Source organism: Lentzea flaviverrucosa (assembly GCF_003350445.1).
Lineage (GTDB): Bacteria > Actinomycetota > Actinomycetes > Mycobacteriales > Pseudonocardiaceae > Lentzea > Lentzea californiensis.
Genome location: NZ_QQAU01000013.1, coordinates 206,434 through 221,912 on the forward strand (window position 1 = coordinate 206,434; position 15,479 = coordinate 221,912).

A 15,479-nucleotide genomic window follows, 5' to 3' on the forward strand; every position below is an offset into this window, starting at 1 on the left:
CAGCCGCAGCAGGACCCGTTCGGCCAGCAGGGACCGCCCAGCGGCGGCTTCCAGCAGCAGGGCCAGTACGGGCAGCAGCAGGGTCAGTACGGCCAGCAGCCCTTCGGCCAGCCGGGCGGGTTCGGCGGCCCTCCGCCCAAGAAGAGCAACACCGGCCTGATCATCGGCGTCATCGTCGGCGTGCTGGTGCTAGTCGGCGGTGGCATCACGGCCGTGGTCCTGCTCACCGGCGACTCGGGCGGCGACAGCAACACCGCGGCGACGAACACGGGCACGAACACGGACCCGACGGGCGGCACCTCCTCGAAGCCGACCACGCCGTCGTCGAAGAGCTCGTCGAGCGGCGGTGACAGCGACGCCAAGAAGGTCGCGAACGAGTTCACCGAGAGGATCATCAAGGGCGTCCACGCGGGCAACAGCACCCCGGACGACGTCAAGGACCTCGTGTGCACGGCGGAGTTCCCCAAGCTCAAGCCCCAGAACGCCGCGCCGAACCCGAGCGTCAAGGCCACCGTGTCGGAGGTCAAGACGTCGGGCAGCACCGGCACGTTCAAGCAGAGCATCACCGGGCTCCAGGACCCGAACAACCCGGGCAAGGTCCAGTCGGGCGCCATCATCTACAAGCTGTCCAAAGAGGGCGGCGACTGGAAGGTCTGCGGCATCGACAAGCTCGAGGGCAACTGACCTGACGCGCGAGGGCCCCGCACTCCGGTGGAGTGCGGGGCCCTCGGCGTTGCCAGGTCAGCCCTTGCTGGGGCGGCGCTGCGGCCTGGGCGCCGTGACGCCCTCCGCGAGCCTGCGCGTGGTCAGCAGGAACGCGGTGTGCCCGATCATCCGGTGCTCCGGCCGCACGGCGAGGCCGACGACGTGCCACGGGCGGACGAGCGTCTCCCACGCGTGGGGCTCGGTGAAGCACGTCATCTCCCGCAGCGCCTCGGTGACCACGGAGAGCTGCGTCGTCGTGGCGACGTAGACGACCAGGACGCCCCCGGGGATGAGGTTCTTCGCGACCGAGGGCAGCACTTCCCACGGCGAGAGCATGTCGAGGATGACCCGGTCGACCTCGCCCTCGTGGTTCTTCACGTCGTCGACGGTGATCGACCAGTTGCCGGGGCGCTCGCCGAAGAACGTCTCCACGTTGCGGATGGCGTGGACCGCGTGGTCCTCGCGCACCTCGTAGGACTGGACGCTGCCCTTCTCCCCCACCGCGCGCAGCAGCGAGCACGACAACGCGCCGGAGCCCGCCCCCGCCTCCAGAACACGCGCGCCCGGGAAGATGTCGCCGTACATGCAGATCTGCGCGGCGTCCTTCGGGTAGATCACCTGCGCGCCACGCGGCATCGACAGCACGTAGTCCGGCAGCAGCGGGCGCAGCGCCAGGAAGGTCGTGCCGCCCACCGACTGCACCACGGACCCCTCGGGCTGCCCGAGGAGCAGGTCGTGCGGGATGGCGCCGCGGTGGGTGTGGTACTCCTTGCCGGGTTCGAGGACAACGGTGTAGTGCCGCCCCTTGGGGTCGGTCAGCTGAACCCGGTCGCCCGGTTGGAACGGTCCACTTGCGCTAATCACCGCGCAATGGTGTCAAACGCCCTTCTCAATGGCCGCACGCAGGTCCTCCCTGTGCAGCACACCGGCCGGGCGGCCCTCCAGGTCGACGACGAGGAACTGCCACGCGGCGGTGCCCTGGACGCGCTCGACGATCTCCTCGCCGGGCTCGTCGGCGAGCAGCACGGTCTCGGGCAGGATCGGCTCGGCCGCCTGCTCCGCGGGCGCGAAAGGGCTTGCCGCGGCGAGCTTCTCGGCCAGCGCGGTGTCGAGCAGGCCGGCCGCGACGCCGTCCGCCCGCACCAGCACCACACCCCGTCCGGCCGAGGTGCTCAGCGCGTCCGCGACGGGACTCTCCGCCGGCAGCTGGAGCACCGGGCGGATCAGGTCGGCGAGGGTCAGACCGGCGGGCCAGGTGCGACGGCGTTCACTGGCGAGTTCGCCCCTCGCACCGACGACGACACCCCACGCCGTCAGCACGCACACGCCGAAGCGCAGCCAACGGTCTTCCGCACCTTCCGCGACTCCGTACAGCGCCCACGCCACCAGTGCGATGGCCACGGCGATACCACCGACCACGGCGACACGCGTGCCCATCGCCCGTTGCCCGGTGATGGCCCACACACCGGCCCTGACGATCCGGCCGCCGTCCAGCGGCAGGCCGGGCAGGAGGTTGAAGAGGGCGACGGCGGCGTTCGCGGCGGCGAGCTGGAAGACCAGCACCCACACGACGCCGTCCTGGGTCATGACCATCGCGCCGATGCCGAACAGGATCGACAGCACCACGGACACGGCAGGCCCCGCCCCCGCGACCGCGCCCTCGTGGGCGGGTTTGCCGGGTGTGCGCATGATCTCGGTCGAGCCGCCCAGCAGGAACAGGTGCAGCCGCCGGACCGGCAGGCCGAGCCGCAACGCCACGACGCAGTGGCCGAGCTCGTGCGCGAGCACCGACAACCCGAGGAAGAGCGCGAGCAGCACGGCCATCAGCAACCCGACGCCCGGCGCCGTGCCGGGAGCGAGGTCGTCGACGAACGGGGCGTAGAACGCCACCACGATCGCCGAGCCGATCCACCACGACGGCGCGAGCAACACGGGGATGCCCGCCACCCGGAACAGCAGCAGGCCGCCCACTCGATCACTGATCCGCGCGGCCACGGGAGCACTGTAGAGGGGGTGGTGTGATCTCGCGGTTCGGTGCGATTCACCCGAGGCGGCACTGCTCGGCGCGCACGTCTTCAGGACCGGCGCTCACCGGCTTCGAGCGGCCGGTACCCAGGTGGCGCTCCCGGGATTGTCAGACCCCTGTCCTAGGGTGCGAACCATGAGCACCACGTTGCGCAGGCCCGCGCTCTCGCCTTCCCGGGCAGGGGACTTCAAGCAGTGCCCGCTGCTCTACCGGTTCCGCGCGGTCGACCGGCTGCCGGAGAGGCCGACGAAGGCGCAGGTGCGCGGCACGGTGGTGCACGCGGTGCTGGAAGACCTGTTCGCACTGCCCGCGGCCGAGCGGGTGCCTGACCGCGCGCGTTCGATGATCACGCCGGCCTGGGAGCGGGTGAAGGCCGAGCGCCCGGAGTTCGCGACGCTGTTCGAGGTCGAGGGCAGCGAGGAGGAGGCGGAGTGGCTGGAGTCCGCCACGAAGCTGCTCGACGGCTACTTCGGTCTGGAGGACCCGAGGCGCCTGGAGCCGGAGTCGCGCGAGCTGCTGGTGGAGTCCGAGCTGCCGTCCGGTGTGCTGCTGCGCGGCTACATCGACCGGGTGGACGTCGCCCCGACGGGTGAGATCCGCGTCGTGGACTACAAGACCGGCGCCGCGCCCCGCCAGATCGGCGAGGCGAAGGCGTTGTTCCAGATGAAGTTCTACGCCCTGGTGCTGTGGAAGCTGCGCGGCGTGGTCCCCCGCCAGCTGCGCCTGATGTACCTGGCCGACCGCCAGGCCCTCGCCTACACCCCGGACGAGTCGGAGCTGGCCCGCTTCGAACGCACGCTAGACGCGATCTGGCAGGCCATCATGCGCGCCGCGCCGACGGGCGACTTCCGCCCCAACCCGAGCCGCCTGTGCGACTACTGCGACCACAAGGCCTTCTGCCCGGCGTTCGACGGCACCCCGCCGCCCTACCCGGGCTGGCCGGAGCCGGACGACACCGAGACCCTCCAGGACCGCGACTGATGCCGGCCTTCTACCTGCCGCTGGGCGGCGACACCTTCCGCTCCACCGAGCACACCGTCGGCCCGTGGGGCCCGGACAGCCAGCACCTCGGCCCGCCCTCGGCGTTGCTGGTGCGATCGTTGCTGGCACTGGGCAACCCGTCATCGGCCTTGGCACGCGTCACGTTCGAGGTGCTCGGCCCCGTTCCCGTGGCCGACCTGACGGTGTCCACTTCGGTCGAACGCCCCGGCCGCTCGGTGGAGCTGCTGGCGGCCTCCCTGTCCCACGAGGGCCGCACCGTGCTCACGGCGCGAGCGTGGCGCATCGTCACCTCGGACACGGCGTCGGTGGCAGGCGGCGAAGTTCCCGCACTGGCCCCACCCGAGTCCGCCGTGCCGATGGAGATCCCCGGCCACTGGGGCGGCGGCTACCTGGCCGCGGTCGAGTGGCTTTCCGTGTCAGGCGGCGTCTTCACACCGGGCGACGCCCAGGTGTGGGCCCGCCCGCGCGTGGCCGTGGTGGAGGGTTCCGAGCCGTCGCCGGAAGAACTGCTGTTCGCCGTGGTCGACTCGGCAAGCGGCGTCTCGTCCCGTGTGGACATTCGCAAGTGGTACGCCATCAACACCGACCTGACCGTCCACCTGCACCGCCGCCCTGTCGGCGAGTGGGTCGGCATGGACGCGCGGACGACCATCGGGCCGGACGGCGTCGGGCTCGCGACCAGCGTGGTGCACGACGTGGCCGGGCCGGTGGGCACGACGGCGCAGGCGCTGTTCGTCCGCGAACGCTAGACCACCAGGCTGCCGCGCGCGGTGACGAAGCGCTGGTGGTGCGGGCGTTCGAGGCATGGCTCGAATCCGAAGGCTGGGCGGTCGAAGTCGTGCGCGATCATTGGGATGTCATCGCCTCGAAAGACGGTGAGACGTTGTACCGCGAGGCAAAGGGCACGACCAGCCAACCGGGCCTCGACATCCACACCGCGTCCGGACAGATCATCTGCCGCCAGGGCGAGGTGGAAGATCGCACCGCACGTCACGGCCGGGTGATTCGAAACGAAGCGACGTCGCTGTGAGCGGCACTCCGCGCTCCTGCCAGGCTGCGAGAGCTGTTGCGGACATCGATCTACGCGGTGGCCGACGACGGCACGGTTCGAGTGGTCTGAGAGAGCAAACCGGCGAACAGCACTGGCACCACATCGTGTTGCGGCTCGCCTCCACTGACGAAGTGCGCGTAGCGTCAGCGGGACTGTGAAGAGGTTCGCGAACCGGCAGGAAGCGGGCCGCGCCCTCGCCGCGCGACTCGCGGACCTCCCCTGGCACGACCCGCTGGTCCTGGGCCTCCCCAGAGGCGGCGTCCCGGTGGCCAAAGAGATCGCGCACCACCTCAACGCCGAACTGGACGTGGTGGTGGCGCGCAAGATCGGCGCCCCAGGCCACCCCGAGTACGGCGTAGGCGCCGTCACCGCGGACAGCGAGCCGATCTACGACCCGAGGGTGCTCAGAGCCCTGAACCTCACCGAAGAGCAACTGGGCCGCACCTGCGACGAAGAACGCGCCGAAGCCAAACGGCGCACGGCCCTCTACCGCGGCGACAAACCGCTCACCGTCAAGGACCGCGACGTCATCCTCGTGGACGACGGTCTGGCCACCGGCGTCACGGCCAGAGCAGCGCTCCACTGGATCGCCAGACGCGAACCGAGGAGCGTCACCCTGGCGGTCCCGGTAGCCGCGAGGGACTCGCTCGAGACGTTCAGGACGAGAGTGGTCGCCGTCCTCACGCCGAAGCACTTCCAGGCCGTGAGCCGCTGGTACGAGAGCTTCGATCAGACCACGGACGAAGAGGTGCTCAACGCGCTCTCGTAGTGCGACACGACCGGGAACGGCGAGTAGAAGCGGTGCAGCAGCTCAGACCACCGCGCATACGAAGACCCCTGCCGGAAGCCCACCGTGTGCGACTCGACCGTGTCCCAGCGCACGAGCAGCAGGTACCGCGACGGCGTGTCCAGGCACCGCAGCAGTTCGAGGCCGCGGAAGCCCGGCGAGGCGGAGATCAGCTCCCGCGCCTCGCCGAACGCCCACTCGAACTCCTCGGCCGAACCCGGCAGCACGTCCAGCAGGGCGTGCTCCGTGATCACAGCCGGCAGAACCTGATGTCCGAGGCCAGCACGGCCTTGGCACCGATGGCGGCCAGCTCGTCCATCACCTTGTTCGCCTCCTTGCGCGACACCATCGCCCGCACGGCCGACCAGTCCGGGTTGGCCAGCGGCGCGACGGTCGGTGACTCCAGGCCCGGGGTCAGCGCGATCGCGGCCTCGAGGAGGGAACGCGGGCAGTCGTAGTCGAGCATCAGGTACTGCTGCGCGAACACGACGCCCTGCAGGCGGGCTGTCAGCTGCTTCTTGGCCGCGGTGACCTCGGAGCCGTTGCGGTGGATCAGGATCGCCTCGGACTCGCAGATCGGATCGCCGAACGGCACCAGGTCGTGCTGCTTGAGCGTCCGGCCCGAGCCCACGACGTCGGCGATCAGGTCGGCCACGCCCAGCTGGATCGAGATCTCCACGGCGCCGTCGAGACGGATCACCTTCGCGGTGATGCCACGGGCCTTGAGGTCGCGGCCCACGAGCTTCGGGTACGCGGTGGCCAGGCGCTTGCCTTCGAGGTCGGAGACCTTCCAGTCCGTGCCGCGAGGCCCGGCGTAGCGGAAGGTCGACGAGCCGAAGCCCAGCGCCAGCAGCTCCTCGACGGAGGAGCCGTTGTCGTCGGCACCCGAGTCGGCGGCCAGGTCGCGGCCGGTGATGCCGAGGTCCAGGTCACCGGACGCCACGTAGATCGCGATGTCCTTGGGACGCAGGAAGAAGAACTCGACCTCGTTGTTGTTGTCGAGCACGGTCAGGTCACGCGGCTCGTGCCGCTGCCGGTAACCGGCCTCGGTGAGCATGGCGGAGGCGCGTTCAGCGAGCGCGCCCTTGTTCGGGACTGCTACGCGCAGCATGTGAAAGTCTTCCGTCAGAGGTACTTGTAGACGTCTTCGAGCGTGAGGCCACGGCCCAGCATGAGCACCTGGAGGCGGTAGAGCAGCTGCGAGATCTCCTCGGAGAGCTTCTCGTCGGACTCGTACTCGGCGGCGATCCAGACTTCGCCCGCCTCCTCCAGGACCTTCTTCCCCTGCGCATGGACCCCGGCCTCGAGCGCAGCGACGGTGCCGGAACCCTCCGGCTTGGTGGCGGCTCGTTCGGTCAGTTCAGCGAACAGGGAATCGAAGGTCTTCACGGCACGACATCCTCCCATCCCGGCGACCCCCGTCCACACCGCGGTCGCATCTGTCCCAGGCCATGGACTTGACTTTCTCCTCACCCGCGGGTGAGGAGCCCCGTCCGACTCATGTCGGACGCCATCAGGCGCGCCTCACGACGCGGGGTTCCTGCTTCACAGCTGACAGCGGAAGGGCGAACCCTCGCCGTCTCACGTCAGCTCCACAGGCATCGCCCGTGACTTGCCGGGCTACGGCTCGACCAGCCGCAAGGATGTTCTTCGCCGCGTTGAGGTCCCGGTCGTGCCGAGTGCGACAGTTCGGACACGTCCAGTGTCGAACGGACAGACTGAGCTCAGCCAGCAGATGTCCGCAGGCTGAGCACGTCTTGCTGCTGGGACACCAGCGATCGGCGATCAGGAGTGTCCGTCCGGCGCGATGCGCCGTGTACTGCAGCATCGCCCGGAACTCGCCCCACGCCACGTCACTGATCGCGCGCGCCATCCGCCGGTTTCGAATCATGTTCGCAACCGCGAGATCCTCAATCGCGATGACATCAGCACCTCGGACGAGGCGAGTACTGGTGCGATGCAGGAAATCGCGGCGAGCATTGCAGACCTTGCGGTGCGCGGCAGCAACTCTTCGCTTGGCTTTCACGCGGTTGTTGGAGCCACGTTGCGCACGAGCCAGACGCCGCTGGTAGCGGGCGAGGTTGTGCGCCTTGCGTTCCAGATACCGAGGATTGGCGATCCGTTGGCCGTCGCTCGTGACGACGAAGTCCTTCACGCCGAGATCCAGACCGACGGCGTGGCCGGTAGCAGGCAGCGGCACAGGGTCGCTGATGTCGACTGTGAACGTGACGTACCAGCGGTGGTCAGGCCCTCGCGCGACGACGACCATGCTGGGCTCAAGCGTGGCCAGATTCACCTGATCGAACGACCACACGAAGTGCATCGGTCCCGTGGTCTTGGCCAGATGCAGCTGACCGTCACGCATGCGGAACGCCGAGCGGGTGAAGTGCGCCGACTGCCGGCCCGTCCGCGACTTGAAGCGCGGGAACCGCGCGTGTCCGGCGAAGAAGTTCCGGTACGCGGTGTACTGGTGACGCAGCGTCTGCTGCAGAGGCACACAGGACACTTCGGACAAGAAGGCCAGGTCGTCGGTGCGCTTCCAGGCAGTGAGGGCGGCGTCGGTCTCCCGGTACGAGGTGGTCTTGCCCTCGGTGCGGTAGCGGTGCGACCGCTCGGCAAGAGTCTTGTTCCACACCAGTCGCACGCACCCGAAAGTACGGTTCAGCATCGCGATCTGGTCTGGGTCCGGATAGGCCCGGCAGCGGTAGGCCGTCCTCACGATCTCAAGCTAGCCGACCAGTCCGCCTCCTGATCGGGGCTTCTGTGCCTGGCGAAGTGATTCCACTCGGTAGCGTGAACTTCGTGTCTGAGTTCGCCGAGGTACTCGAAGCGCTGCGCCGCGTGCGCGGGATCAACCCGTTCTTCGCCCTCGACGTGGGCAGGCCCGACGATTCCTGGCTGCCGGGAACGGCACTTCTGGAGGGCCCGGCGCTCAAGACCACGATCGACGCCATCGCCGACCGGTACAAAGCCGACGAACCGCGCGTGGCGGCGAGCCTGTTCTTCCTCAGCTACACGGCACGGCTGCTCAGCCCGCTTACCGCCGCGAACATCCCCATCGACGTGCGCCCGGAGAACCTGTGGTGGCAGCACCACCCCGCGAACGGCCTGAGCGTCCGCATCGACCAGCCGCGACTGGGCCCGCAGGCCGCGGAGGCGCTCGAACCGGTGGTGGAAGCGATCCAGCAGGTCACGCCGGTGGCGCGCGGATTGTTGTGGGGCAATGCGATGTCGAACATCGCGGGCGCGCTGAAAATGGTTGTGCGCGCACGCATGCTCACGGAGGAGGAAGCGGAAGAACGGGGCGAACGGCTCATGAGCGCGCCGCCGTTCGAACAGGCGGGAGAATTCCTGAGTTTTCCCGGCGAGGTCACTTTCCGGCGCAGGAGCTGCTGTCTCTACTACCGCGTCGCCGCAGGTGGGAAGTGTGGTGACTGTCCACTCGTGAAGTGAGCAACGCAACAACTCTTATGGCCGGTTGTGCTCGACGAGCCGATCAACTTACGGTGCACGCGCCGCAGTGACGGGAAGCCGGTGAGAATCCGGCGCGGTCCTCGCCACTGTGACCGGGAAGCGATCCCCGCCGAGCACGTCACTGGTCCCCTCCGGGACTGGGAAGACGCGGGGGCAGCGTTGATCCGGGAGTCAGGAGACCGGCTGCGGCGCCGCAAGGAGAGTTGACCTTCCACGAGGTATGGAGGAGCCCGTCATGACGAGCCCCGCTGCAAGCCTGTCCGCCGTCCGCGTGCCCAAATGGGCCTTCGCCGTCTCAGTGCTCGGCCTGATCGTGACCTACCTGGTCCTGCAGGAGAACGGCCTCGCGCTCGGCGCGAGTTCCGGGTTGCTGCACGAGTTCTTCCACGACGGCCGCCACGCCCTCGGCGTCCCCTGCCACTGATCAGACCCACTGATCAAGCAGATGACGACGACGTACAAGTCCCTCGCGCTGCGCGGAGTCGCGGCCGGCGGTATCGCCGGTGTCGCGTCCGCGCTGGTGCAGCTCCTGGTGACCGAGATCCCGATTCGTGCCGCGCTCGCGGTCGAGGAGGCCCGGGCACCCGCCGGTGAGGAAGCCGGCCATTCGCACGGTGGCGAGGAAGAGCTCGTCAGCCGCGGCACCCAGATCGTGGGCGGCATGCTCGGCGTGGTGATCGTCGGCATCGCGGTGGGCCTGGTGTTCGCCACGGCCTACGCGCTGTCGAAGCGCTGGTTCACCGGCAGCACGCCGTTCAGCCGCAGCTTCGCGTTCGGTGCCGCGGTGTTCGGTGCCGTGGCGCTGCTGCCGTGGCTCAAGTACCCGGCCAACCCGCCCGCCGTGGGCGACCCGGAGACGGTGAACTACCGGACCGCGCTCTACCTCGGTGTGGTGGTGGCCGGTCTGGTGATCGTGTGGGCCGCCAGCTGGCTCGCCGAGCAGCTGCGCGCTCAGTCGCAGCCGGTGCGGACGACGGCCGTGCTCCTCGCGGTGGCCGCGGCCGCCGCGGTGGTGCTGCTGGCGTTCCCCGCGCCTCCGGACACGATCCCCGCGGACATGCCGGTGAACGTGCTGTGGCAGTTCCGCCTCAGCTCGCTCGCCCAGCTCGCCACGCTCTACGTCGGCATCGGCGTGGTGTTCGGCCTGCTGATCGATCCGGCCACGCGGAGGGTCAAGGCCTCCGAAAAGGCCGCAGTCGCGTGACGGTGCGCGGTGGTCGCGACCAGCGGCCACCCCGCACCACCGGCTAGAGGGCCTTCAGCACGTCGACGTCCACGCCCACGAGCGAGTCGCGGAAGATCCGCCGCTCCCCCGCCTCGACCTCGACGTCGCACGGCACGACCAGCACGGTGCACCCGGCGGCGACGGCCGCGGCCACCCCGGTCGGCGAGTCCTCGATCGCGACGCAGCGCACCGGGTCCACGCCCAGCAGCCGGGCCGCCTTCAGGTACGGCTCGGGCAGCGGCTTGTTCAGCCCGTCCACCTCGTCGCCGCACACGGTCACGTCGAACAGGTCCCGTCCGATCGTGTCCAGCGCGACCTCGGTCAGCGAGCGCTCGGTCGACGTCACCAACGCCATCGGCACGCCCGACTCGCGCACGGACCGCAGCGCCTCCTGGGCACCCGGACGCCACGGCAGGCCGGTGCGGAAGACCTCTTCGGTGCGGCGTGAGATCCACGCGGCGCCGTCGGCCATGTCGGCCTCGGTGGGTTCGATGCCGACGTCGGCGAACAGCAGGCGCATGGTGGTGGGCACGTTGCTGCCGACCATGCGCTCACGGGTCTCCAGCGACAGGACGCCGCCGAGCTTCTCCGCGTACTCGTAGAGCGGGATGTCCCACAGCTTCTCGGAGTCCAGCAGCGTGCCGTCCATGTCCCACAGGACAGCCTGCAAGTCAGACATTGAAGTACTTCGCCTCCGGGTGGTGCGCCACGAAGGCGTCGGTGGACTGTTCCGGGTGTAGCTGGAGTTCCTCGGACAGCGTGACCCCGATGCGCGACGGCTCCAGGAGCTCGACGATGCGCGCGCGGTCTTCCATCTCGGGGCAGGCGCCGTAGCCGAACGAGTAACGCGCGCCGCGGTAGCCGAGTTTGAAGTACTCCTCGACGTCGGCCGGGTCTTCGGCGGCGACGGTGCCGCCTGCCGGCCAGACGAGTTCCTCGCGGACCCGCTTGTGCCAGTACTCGGCCAGCGCCTCGGTGAGCTGGACCCCCAGTCCGTGGACTTCCAGGTACTCACGATACGCGTTCTTGGCGAACAGCTCGTTCGCGAAGTCGGCGATCGGCTGGCCCATCGTGACGAGGTGGAACGCGATCACGTCGACCTCGCCGGCGTCGCGAGGACGCCAGAAGTCCGCCAGGCAGAGGCGGCGATCCCTTTTCTGGCGCGGAAAAGTGAACCGGAAGCGTTCAGCGGACCTGGCGGAGGGCTCCTCCAAAATGACCACGTCCTCACCGTCGGAGACGCACGGGAAGTAGCCGTAGACGACCGCGGCGTGGGCAAGAACACCTTCCGTGGCAAGGCGTTCCATCCAGTAGCGCAGGCGTGGACGCCCTTCGGTCTCGACCAGTTCCTCGTAGGTCGGGCCGCCGCCGCGGCTGCCCTTGAGGCCCCACTGCCCCATGAACGTCGCGCGCTCGTCCAGCAGAGCGCTGTACTCCGCGACCGGGATGCCCTTCACGACCCGGCTGCCCCAGAACGGCGGCACCGGGATCGGGTTGTCGGCCGCCACTTCCGAGCGGCCGGACACGACTTCCTCTGCACCCGCAACGGCTTTGCGGGCCGCCGCGATGCGCAGCGACCGTTCACGGCGGGCCTTGCGCTCCAGGACCTTCGCCTGGGCCTCGGAATCCACCAGCGGGGTCTCGCCGCGCTTGGCCGCCATGATCGCGTCCATCAGCCGCAGGCCCTCGAACGCGTCACGGGCGTAGCGGACGTCGCCGAAGTACATCTCCGTCAGGTCGTTCTCGACGTACGCACGCGTCAACGCCGCCCCGCCCAGCAGCACCGGCCACCGCGCGGCGACGCCTCGGGAGTTCATCTCCTCGAGGTTCTCCTTCATGATCACGGTCGACTTGACCAGCAGGCCGGACATGCCGATCGCGTCCGCGCGGTGCTCCTCCGCGGCCTCCAGGATCGTGTTGATCGGCTGCTTGATGCCGATGTTCACGACCTCGTAGCCGTTGTTGGACAGGATGATGTCGACGAGGTTCTTGCCGATGTCGTGGACGTCGCCCTTCACGGTGGCGAGCACGATCCGGCCCTTGCCGCCGTCGTCAGACCGTTCCATGTGCGGTTCGAGGTGCGCGACGGCGGTCTTCATGACCTCCGCGGACTGCAGCACGAACGGCAGCTGCATCTGGCCGGAACCGAAGAGTTCGCCGACGGTCTTCATGCCGGCGAGCAACGTGTCGTTGATGATCTGCAACGCCGGGCGCTCGTCCAACGCGGCATCCAGGTCGGCTTCCAGGCCGTTGCGCTCGCCGTCGACGATCCGGCGCTGCAGGCGTTCGAACAACGGCAGCGCGGCCAGTTCCTGAGCCCGCGTGGCGGAGTTCGACTTCGTCGTGACGCCCTCGAACAGCTCCATGAGCTTCTGCAACGGGTCGTAGCCCTCGCGGCGGCGGTCGTAGACGAGGTCGAGGGCCACCGCGCGCTGCTCGTCGGGGATGCGGGCCATCGGCACGATCTTGGACGCGTGCACGATCGCGGTGTCGAGGCCCGCCTGCACGCATTCGTGCAGGAAAACGGAGTTCAGCACCTGGCGCGCGGCCGGGTTGAGTCCGAAGGAGACGTTCGACAGGCCCAAAGTCGTTTGCACGTCCGGATGGCGGCGTTTGAGCTCGCGGATCGCCTCGATCGTCTCGACGGCGTCGCGGCGCACCTCCTCCTGGCCGGTGGAGATCGGGAACGTCAGGCAGTCGACGATGATGTCGTCGACGCGCATGCCCCAGTTCGTCGTGAGGTCCTCGATCAGCCGGGTGGCGACGCGGACCTTCCACTCGGCTGTGCGGGCCTGGCCCTCCTCGTCGATGCACAGCGCCACGACCGCCGCGCCGTGCTCGGAGACGAGCCGCATGATCTTCTGGAACCGGGAGTCCGGCCCGTCGCCGTCCTCGTAGTTGACCGAGTTGACGGCGCTGCGGCCGCCGAGGCACTCCAGACCGGCCTGGAGCACGCCCGGTTCGGTGGAGTCGAGCACGATCGGCAACGTCGACGCGGTGGCCAGCCGCGACGCCAGCGCACGCATGTCCGCCTCACCGTCGCGGCCGACGTAGTCGACGCAGAGGTCGATCAGGTGGGCGCCCTCGCGCGTCTGGTCGCGCGCGATCTCGATGCAGTCCTCCCACTTCTCCGCCAGCATCGCCTCGCGGAACGCCTTGGAGCCGTTGGCGTTCGTGCGCTCGCCGATCATCAGCACCGAAGCGTCCTGTGTGAACGGAACGGCCTGGTACAGCGAGGACACCCCCGGCTCCGGGCGCGGCCGGCGCGACGACGGACCGAGGTCGCGCACCGCGTCGGCCACCTGGCGCAGGTGCTCGGACGTCGTGCCGCAGCAGCCACCGACGAGCCGGGCACCGAACTCGCGGACGAACCCCGCCAGCGCCTGGGCCAGTTCCTCCGGCGACAACGGGTAGACCGCGCCGTGCGGGCCCAGCTCGGGGAGTCCGGCGTTGGGCATCACCGACAACGGGATGCGCGCGTGCTTGGAGAGCGTCCGCAGGTGCTCGCTCATCTCGGCGGGACCGGTGGCGCAGTTCAGGCCGATCAGGTCGATGCCCAGCGGTTCCAGCGCGGTCAGCGCGGCGCCGATCTCCGAGCCGAGCAGCATCGTGCCGGTCGTCTCCACGGTCACCTGGGCGATGACCGGCACGAACCGGCCCTCGGCCGTCATCGCGCGCTTGGCGCCGACGACGGACGCCTTGGTCTGCAGCAGGTCCTGCGAGGTCTCGACGATGATCGCGTCCACCCCGCCGACGAGCAGGCCCTTGCACTGCTCCTGGTAGGCGTCGCGCAACGTCGCATAAGGAGCGTGGCCGAGCGTCGGCAGCTTGGTGCCGGGACCGACGGAGCCGAGCACGAACCGGGGCTGCCCGGACGTGCCGAACTCGTCCGCCACCTCCCGCGCCAGCGCGGCACCGCGCTCGGACAGGTGGAAGATCTGGTCCGGAATGTCGTACTCGGCGAGGTTCGCGAGGTTCGCACCGAAAGTGTTCGTTTCCACGGCGTCGCAGCCGACTTCCAGGTAACCGCGGTGCACCGCCTTGACGACATCCGGGCGGGTGACGTTCAGGATCTCGTTGCAGCCCTCCAGACCGTTGAAGTCGTCGAGGGAGAGGTCAACGGCCTGAAGCATCGTGCCCATGGCCCCGTCAGCGACGACAACGCGGTTCACCAGCGCTTCCAGCAACGGCGACTCTCCGCGATCACGCATGGGCCAAGCCTACGATGAGTTGACTGGCCGAACCCGTAGTCTGGCGCCGTGAACGATCCGTCCCAGGAATCCCCGACCCCCTCGAACCCGCGCATCCCGCTCACGGCTCCGATCATGGTCTGTGCGTTCGAAGGCTGGAACGACGCCGGCGACGCCGCCAGCACCGCGATCGAGCACCTCCAACTCACCTGGGACGCCACCCCGCTCGCCGAGATCGACCCGGACGACTACTACGACTTCCAGGTGACGCGCCCCAGCGTCCGCATGGTCGAAGGCGTCACCCGCAGGGTCGACTGGCCGACGACGCGGCTGTCGGTGTGCAGGCCCCCCGGCTCGGACGTGGACGTCATCCTCGTGCACGGCATCGAGCCGAACATGCGGTGGCGCAAGTTCGCCGCCGAGCTGCTGGGCCACATCGACGCCCTCGGCGTGACGACGGTGGTGACGCTGGGCGCACTGCTGATGGACACGCCCCACACGCGCCCGGTCCCGGTCACCGGCACGGCCTACGACGCGGACGCCGCCGAGAAGTTCGGCCTGGAGCACTCGAAGTACGAGGGCCCGACCGGCATCGTCGGCGTCTTCCAGGACGCGTGCGTGCAGGCGGGCATCCCGGCGATCTCGTTCTGGGCCGCCGTGCCGCACTACGTCTCGCAGCCGCCCTCCCCCAAGGCCACGCTGGCCCTGCTGCACCGGGTCGAGGAGGTGCTCGACATCGAGGTCCCGCTCGGCGCCCTGCCGGAGCAGGCCGAGGAGTGGGAGCGCACGGTCTCCGAGATGGCCGACGAGGACGAGGACGTGCGCAACTACGTGCGCGCCCTGGAAGAGCGCGGCGACGCGGAGCTGCAGATCACCGAGGCGTCGGGTGACGACATCGCCGCGGAGTTCGAGCGCTACCTGCGCCGCCGCGGCCGTGGCCCGGGCTGGCCGTCGCCCGGTCCGCGCTGAGAGGAACTTGGCGACAACAACCACTTTCGGGCGTTCTCCGCCGTTCACCG

General features: G+C 69.3%; 17 protein-coding genes and 1 riboswitch. Of the genes, 9 read left to right on the top strand and 8 right to left on the bottom strand.

The features are described 5' to 3' along the window. Nucleotides 1-684, top strand: a 684-nt coding sequence (locus DFR72_RS45890; protein ID WP_114773851.1) for a hypothetical protein, incomplete at its 5' end; no start/stop codon positions are given. Nucleotides 685-741: 57 nt separating this feature from the next. Here DFR72_RS45890 and DFR72_RS33390 read toward each other — a convergent pair. Together DFR72_RS33390 and DFR72_RS33395 are read right to left on the bottom strand one after the other, a co-directional pair. Continuing rightward, nucleotides 742-1,569 carry a tRNA (adenine-N1)-methyltransferase gene (locus tag DFR72_RS33390; protein WP_090005877.1) on the bottom strand — a complete coding sequence of 276 codons (828 nt, stop codon included), beginning with the start codon at nt 1,567-1,569 and terminating at the stop codon, nt 742-744. A 12-nt stretch (nt 1,570-1,581) separates the two neighbouring features. After that, nucleotides 1,582-2,700 carry a site-2 protease family protein gene (locus DFR72_RS33395; protein ID WP_090070207.1) on the bottom strand — a complete coding sequence of 373 codons (1,119 nt, stop codon included), beginning with the start codon at nt 2,698-2,700 and terminating at the stop codon, nt 1,582-1,584. A gap of 166 nt (nt 2,701-2,866) precedes the next feature. On the opposite strand from DFR72_RS33395, the gene DFR72_RS33400 reads away from it, so the two are divergent. The 4 genes from DFR72_RS33400 to DFR72_RS33415 all read left to right on the top strand — a co-directional run bounded on the left by DFR72_RS33400 (nt 2,867) and on the right by DFR72_RS33415 (nt 5,553). Next, nucleotides 2,867-3,712: a RecB family exonuclease gene (locus tag DFR72_RS33400; RefSeq protein WP_090070205.1), complete on the top strand. Its 846-nt coding sequence runs from the start codon at nt 2,867-2,869 to the stop codon at nt 3,710-3,712. After that, complete coding sequence (locus DFR72_RS33405; protein ID WP_090070204.1) at nt 3,712-4,482, top strand: thioesterase family protein; 771 nt, start codon at nt 3,712-3,714, stop codon at nt 4,480-4,482. The genes DFR72_RS33400 and DFR72_RS33405 overlap by 1 nt, the downstream gene beginning before the upstream one ends. Before the next feature lie 35 nt (nt 4,483-4,517). Beyond that, the gene (locus DFR72_RS33410; protein WP_090070202.1) at nt 4,518-4,763 is read left to right on the top strand and encodes a hypothetical protein; all 246 of its coding nucleotides are present in this window, start codon (nt 4,518-4,520) and stop codon (nt 4,761-4,763) included. 175 nt (nt 4,764-4,938) lie between these two features. Then, the gene (locus DFR72_RS33415; RefSeq protein ID WP_090070201.1) at nt 4,939-5,553 is read left to right on the top strand and encodes a phosphoribosyltransferase; all 615 of its coding nucleotides are present in this window, start codon (nt 4,939-4,941) and stop codon (nt 5,551-5,553) included. Here the strand turns inward: DFR72_RS33415 and DFR72_RS33420 are convergent. The 4 genes from DFR72_RS33420 to DFR72_RS33435 form a co-directional block, all read right to left on the bottom strand. Beyond that, the gene (locus DFR72_RS33420) at nt 5,514-5,825 is read right to left on the bottom strand and encodes an antibiotic biosynthesis monooxygenase family protein (protein WP_090070199.1); all 312 of its coding nucleotides are present in this window, start codon (nt 5,823-5,825) and stop codon (nt 5,514-5,516) included. The genes DFR72_RS33415 and DFR72_RS33420 overlap by 40 nt on opposite strands. Next, nucleotides 5,822-6,682 (bottom strand): ATP phosphoribosyltransferase, encoded by an 861-nt coding sequence (hisG, locus tag DFR72_RS33425; protein ID WP_090070198.1) that lies wholly within the window; start codon nt 6,680-6,682, stop codon nt 5,822-5,824. The genes DFR72_RS33420 and hisG overlap by 4 nt, the downstream gene beginning before the upstream one ends. A 14-nt stretch (nt 6,683-6,696) precedes the next feature. Continuing rightward, nucleotides 6,697-6,960 carry a phosphoribosyl-ATP diphosphatase gene (locus tag DFR72_RS33430; protein ID WP_089912086.1) on the bottom strand — a complete coding sequence of 88 codons (264 nt, stop codon included), beginning with the start codon at nt 6,958-6,960 and terminating at the stop codon, nt 6,697-6,699. Between the two features lie 124 nt (nt 6,961-7,084). Then, on the bottom strand, nt 7,085-8,290 hold the full coding sequence (locus DFR72_RS33435) for an RNA-guided endonuclease InsQ/TnpB family protein (RefSeq protein WP_090070196.1): 1,206 nt from the start codon (nt 8,288-8,290) through the stop codon (nt 7,085-7,087). 83 nt (nt 8,291-8,373) lie between these two features. On the opposite strand from DFR72_RS33435, the gene DFR72_RS33440 reads away from it, so the two are divergent. From DFR72_RS33440 to DFR72_RS33450, 3 genes are all read left to right on the top strand, one after another. Continuing rightward, nucleotides 8,374-9,024: a (2Fe-2S)-binding protein gene (locus DFR72_RS33440; protein WP_090070491.1), complete on the top strand. Its 651-nt coding sequence runs from the start codon at nt 8,374-8,376 to the stop codon at nt 9,022-9,024. A 48-nt stretch (nt 9,025-9,072) separates the two neighbouring features. Beyond that, a riboswitch (cobalamin riboswitch) is annotated at nt 9,073-9,247 on the top strand. Between the two features lie 33 nt (nt 9,248-9,280). Next, the gene (locus DFR72_RS33445) at nt 9,281-9,469 is read left to right on the top strand and encodes a CbtB domain-containing protein (protein WP_090070489.1); all 189 of its coding nucleotides are present in this window, start codon (nt 9,281-9,283) and stop codon (nt 9,467-9,469) included. Nucleotides 9,470-9,490: 21 nt separating this feature from the next. Beyond that, complete coding sequence (locus tag DFR72_RS33450) at nt 9,491-10,249, top strand: CbtA family protein (protein ID WP_090070195.1); 759 nt, start codon at nt 9,491-9,493, stop codon at nt 10,247-10,249. Between the two features lie 43 nt (nt 10,250-10,292). Here DFR72_RS33450 and DFR72_RS33455 read toward each other — a convergent pair whose 3' ends face one another. Together DFR72_RS33455 and metH are read right to left on the bottom strand one after the other, a co-directional pair. Continuing rightward, on the bottom strand, nt 10,293-10,949 hold the full coding sequence (locus DFR72_RS33455) for an HAD family hydrolase (RefSeq protein ID WP_090070193.1): 657 nt from the start codon (nt 10,947-10,949) through the stop codon (nt 10,293-10,295). Further along, nucleotides 10,942-14,481, bottom strand: coding sequence for a methionine synthase (gene metH, locus DFR72_RS33460; protein ID WP_090070192.1), 3,540 nt, complete (start codon nt 14,479-14,481; stop codon nt 10,942-10,944). Before metH ends, DFR72_RS33455 begins: the two co-directional genes overlap by 8 nt. A gap of 48 nt (nt 14,482-14,529) precedes the next feature. Here metH and DFR72_RS33465 point away from each other — a divergent pair, with 48 nt between their 5' ends. Further along, entirely contained in the window at nt 14,530-15,429 is a 900-nt protein-coding gene (locus tag DFR72_RS33465) for a PAC2 family protein (protein WP_090070190.1), read from the top strand. The last annotated feature ends 50 nt before the right edge of the window (nt 15,430-15,479 follow it).

Coding starts and splice junctions, on each gene's coding strand:
- DFR72_RS33400 (WP_090070205.1), top strand. CDS start 2,867: ATGAGCACCACGTTGCGCAGGCCCGCGCTCTCGCCTTCCCGGGCAGGG.
- DFR72_RS33405 (WP_090070204.1), top strand. CDS start 3,712: ATGCCGGCCTTCTACCTGCCGCTGGGCGGCGACACCTTCCGCTCCACC.
- hisG (WP_090070198.1), bottom strand. CDS start 6,682: ATGCTGCGCGTAGCAGTCCCGAACAAGGGCGCGCTCGCTGAACGCGCC.
- DFR72_RS33445 (WP_090070489.1), top strand. CDS start 9,281: ATGACGAGCCCCGCTGCAAGCCTGTCCGCCGTCCGCGTGCCCAAATGG.
- DFR72_RS33450 (WP_090070195.1), top strand. CDS start 9,491: ATGACGACGACGTACAAGTCCCTCGCGCTGCGCGGAGTCGCGGCCGGC.
- DFR72_RS33455 (WP_090070193.1), bottom strand. CDS start 10,949: ATGTCTGACTTGCAGGCTGTCCTGTGGGACATGGACGGCACGCTGCTG.
- metH (WP_090070192.1), bottom strand. CDS start 14,481: ATGCGTGATCGCGGAGAGTCGCCGTTGCTGGAAGCGCTGGTGAACCGC.